We start from the raw sequence: 3,520 nt of genomic DNA, 5'->3' as shown, positions 1-3,520 counted from the left end.
GTTCTGGGTGAGCGTGCTGCCGTTCGGCGCCCCCCACCAGAAGTTGGTGTCCCAGGTGCCGCCCTGGCTATTGTGAAGGCTGAGCGTGTTGAAATCGTCATTGAAGGACAGCGTCATTCCGGACTTGTCGATCGGCAGCTCGAACTGGCCGGCCGACAGCTTGTCGGCAGTGGTGTTGTTGAACACCAGCACCTCGTTCGATCCGAGATTCAGCAGAAGGTTCGCTCCGGCCTGGATCAGCTGCGCCTTGACGTCGTCGAACGACATGAAGTCGTAGCCGTTGAGACGGATGGTGTCGTCGGCGCCGAAATCGGTGATCAGGTCGCTTCCGTGGCCCTTGGTGATGATGAACGTGTCGGCGCCGCCACCGCCGATCAGTACGTCGTTGCCCAGGCCGCCGTCAAACGTCTGGCTGCCGGTACCGCCCTTGATTATGTTGTCGACCGAATTGCCGAACGCGTAACGATTGGCGCCGGTGACAACGAGGTTCTCGAAATTGTTGGGGAGCTTGTAGCTCATCCAGGTGTCGATCGTGTCGATGCCTTCGCCGGGCAGCTCGACGGCCCGGTTGATCGTCGAATAGAGATGGTAATAGTCGTCGCCCGCGCCGCCATACATGGTGACGTTGACGCTGGTGTTGCCCCAGAAAGAGTCGTTGCCGGATGTGCCGCGCAGTTCCGGCCCGGCCCCGGTTGCGGAGAACCAGTGGGTGGAAGCGCCGGTGTAGGGAAGGGGAATGCCTTTTGCGTTGACGACACTGGTCATCGGACGATCCTTCCTCGGAATGCCGGCCTGTTGGAGCCGCTCGATAGGAGTTCAAGCGACCGCTTGCGGACCAACGTTGTAGTGCAAATCATCGTTCCAACGAATCACCATATAGTACAGGGAAAAAGGTATTTTCCTCGATTATTTCTTATGAGTGAATAGAATGAGGAATCTCTAATACAATTAAAGCGCGAAGCCGGACCAATTTTACTCAATATTGCTGGAATTCTGCCAAATGTTTAGGCAAATCGCTGTGGCAGGATGCATTTTGATTTGAGGCGCTCGCCTCGTCCTGGCGAGGCAGGCCTAGCGCATGTTCCCGGTATGCCCCTGCGAGTATCGTCCGGGCAGCGGCCACACCGTCAGCCCATGAGGCTCCAGGCCGACGGGGATCCTGGTGACGGCGCCGGACGTGGTGTCGAACATGTAGACTTCGCTGTCGAAGCGGCCGGACAGCCAGAGCTGCTTCCCATCGGCGCTGATGTTGCCCATATCCGGGCTGCCGCCGCCCGGGACGGGCCACTGGGCGATGACCGAGCGGGTGGCGAAGTCGATCACCGTGACGCTGCCTGGCCCCTTGGCGCGACCCTGCTCCATCTTGTGCGAGCCGCGGTTCGAGACATAGAGCCGCCTGCCGTCGCGGCTGACGACGAAGCCATGCGCGCCGATGCCGGTGGGGACGAAGCCGATTTCGGCAAAACTGTCGCCGTCGATCAGGAAGACGCCGTCATTCATCATGTCGGCGACGTAAAAGACCTTGCCGTCGGGCGAGAGCCTTATGTCCTGCGGCATGCCCATCTTCGAGAGGTCGAGATGGCCAAGCACCTTCTGGTTCTTCAGGTCGACCTTAAGCAGCCCACCATCGCCGTATTCGCAGGTGAAGATCGCGTAGGAGCCGTCGACGGAGAAATCGGCGTGGTTGATGCCGGCGCAATCGGGCGTCAGGATGACCGACTTCAGCGCCATGGTCGCGGGGTCGCGCAGGTCGAGCTGGCGCAAAGCTTCGTCGACGATGATGGCCGAGCTGCCGTCGGGCATGAAGTACATGTTGTAGGGGTCGTCGACCGGGACCTGCCGGCTGGGCTTGCCGGTCTTCGGGTCGACCTCGGTCAGGCTGCCGTTCTTGCCCGTTCCGTTGTTGGCGACCCACAGCGTCTTGAGGTCCCAGGAGGGGACGACGTGCTGCGGCTTGCTGCCGACGCTGAACCTGTCGACCTCCTTCAGGGTCGTGGTGTCGATCACCGAGACGCTGTTCGACGACCGGTTGGGCACATAGACACGCGGCAGTGCGCCGGCCGTGGCCGGGCTGAGATGGCCGGCGGTCGTATGGCTGTAGACGTTGACGGACGGCGCGCCGCAATCCTCGAGACAAGAGCCGGCAAGGGTCCGGGCCGGCAGCAGGGCAAGCAGGAGAACCGGCGCGAGGCCGGCATGACGCAGGACGGTCCTGATCATCTGGATTGCCTTGCGATGAATGCCGACCGGATTCGGCTGCCGAAAGCCATGCGCTCGCCGTTCCTCTAGCGTCGTTTCAGCAGGCTGCGCATGCGGTTGCGCAGGATCCGGGCCATGTTGCGGGTCTCGCGGTAGAGATGCAGCTGCGAGGCCGCCTGGCGGGCGAGGCGGTCGGCGTCGGGCGACAGCCCAAGCACCAGCGTGCCCATCGGTTTGCGCTCCGTCCACAGCCGGCTCATCACCGGATGGTCGGGCACGGCGCAGGAATCGGTCACCACGATATTGGGGTCTTCGAGGTTCTGCCTGGTGACCTCGATCATCAGCAGCGTGCCCGGCGAGTAGGCCGACAGCGTCTCGTCATAGGCGGTCTTCCAGGTGTACGCGACGCCGGCCTCGACGAAGACGATCAGGCAAGCGATGGTGCGGCCGTCGAGCGTCAGCGAGTGGATGCGGCAGAGGTCGTGCTCAGCCAGCCGGTGCACGGCCTCGCGGGCGAAGGCGGCGCGGTAGCGGTCGATCGCCATGGCGGTGCGCTCGCGGCCCTTCCAGCCGGCCGCCTCAAGCGTCAGGAAGCTTTCGATAGCGTGGCGGATATCTTCCGGTCCGCGCGCCACGATGTGCTCGAGCTGGCCAAGATCGGCCAGGCGGCGCTTCAGGCGACGGAATTCGCGGTAGTGGTGCGAGCGCAGCGACGCCTTGAGGTAGTCCTCGCCGTCGGCCTCGCTTTCGAGCATCGGGCGATCCATCTTGCCGGTGGTGACCATCGTCAGGCCGCGCGTTTCGGCAAAGGCGGTCAAAAGGCTCGCCACCGGTCCGTCCAGCCTGATGTCGGGCAGCACGAAGACCCTCGGCATCTTGAGGTGCGGCCTGGACAGCATCGAGAAGAAATCCTCGATGACGCCGACCGGATCGTCGCGGTCGACCAGCGGCGTGCCGAGCGGGCCGAACGGGCTCGACCAAGTGCGCATGACGGGAACGCCAAGCGGGATGGCCGGTCGCTCGACCGAGAACGGCACCAGCAGGCGCAGCCGGTTGCGGTATTCGTCGCCGTCGCGGATCACGGCGAGCTTGACCTCGCGGTCCTCCAGCCTCGGCATGGCCGGCGCGAGGAAACGCGGATTGAAGAAGACGTTGGGCTCGACGGTGCGGGCGCAGAGATAGTCGAGTTCCTCGACCAGGTCGAAGCCGGCGGCGGCCGGATAGATGGCGAGCTTGCGCTCGGGCCTGTTGTTGGCGAGGATCTCGATATGGGCGGGGTCGGCGTCGCGCGCCAGGCCGGCCAGACCCTGCACCATGGCAC

The 3,520-nt window shown here is 63.7% G+C and carries 3 protein-coding genes; all 3 read right to left on the bottom strand.

The annotated features are described in order from the left end of the window. Positions 1 to 765 (bottom strand): calcium-binding protein (locus tag EN781_RS34590; protein ID WP_281034400.1); only part of this gene is annotated, 765 nt, incomplete at its 3' end. A gap of 306 nt (positions 766 to 1,071) precedes the next feature. Next, the gene (locus EN781_RS28750) at positions 1,072 to 2,220 is read right to left on the bottom strand and encodes a YncE family protein (protein WP_126058128.1); all 1,149 of its coding nucleotides are present in this window, start codon (positions 2,218 to 2,220) and stop codon (positions 1,072 to 1,074) included. 65 nt (positions 2,221 to 2,285) lie between these two features. Beyond that, positions 2,286 to 3,520: GNAT family N-acetyltransferase (locus tag EN781_RS28745; protein ID WP_145965685.1), on the bottom strand; the 1,235-nt coding region annotated here is incomplete at its 5' end.

The organism is Mesorhizobium sp. M4A.F.Ca.ET.090.04.2.1 (genome assembly GCF_003999085.1).
Classification (GTDB): domain Bacteria; phylum Pseudomonadota; class Alphaproteobacteria; order Rhizobiales; family Rhizobiaceae; genus Mesorhizobium.
Note: the sequence above shows the minus strand (reverse complement) of the source record. Positions and strands in the feature narration are given on the sequence as shown.